This is a genomic window from uncultured Vibrio sp., assembly GCF_947488985.1.
Taxonomy (GTDB): domain Bacteria; phylum Pseudomonadota; class Gammaproteobacteria; order Enterobacterales; family Vibrionaceae; genus Vibrio.
Map to the genome: position 1 here is coordinate 1 of NZ_CANLBV010000308.1, position 416 is coordinate 416.

Annotated in this window: 1 protein-coding gene; it reads left to right on the plus strand. The window is 41.1% G+C overall.

The annotated features are described in order from the left end of the window. On the plus strand, positions 1-248 hold a 248-nt coding region (locus Q1A70_RS20465), incomplete at its 5' end, for a transposase (RefSeq protein ID WP_299695907.1). Between the last annotated feature and the right edge of the window lie 168 nt (positions 249-416).

The window sequence follows — 416 nt, forward strand, 5'->3', positions numbered from 1 at the left end:
TCTTCTTTATCTATAAAAACACCAAAGACTTTGACCACATGCAAGCCATGAAAGACAAGATTGATAGTCCCGAAGGCAGGCGGCAATATAGTAAGCGACTGGGGTGCGTTGAACCCGTTTTCGGCAACATTACCGTAAATAAACAGATGAATCGGTTCACGCTAAGAGGAAGAGAAAAAGTAAACGCCCAATGGGCGATGTTTAGCATGCTCCACAACATAGAAAAGTTACGAAATCACATCCATTAGAGGGGGAACCACCTCTAAATCTCACCAAATTAGCGACCACAGCACCTTTCTCACTGTATATCTTTGACAGCCACCGTAAGCGCTAATATCACTGCACAGTATTTAAGCTAATTTAGACGAAAAAAGTGCTCAAAAAGTCAGGTGATATTGGTTGAAAAAAGAGAAATT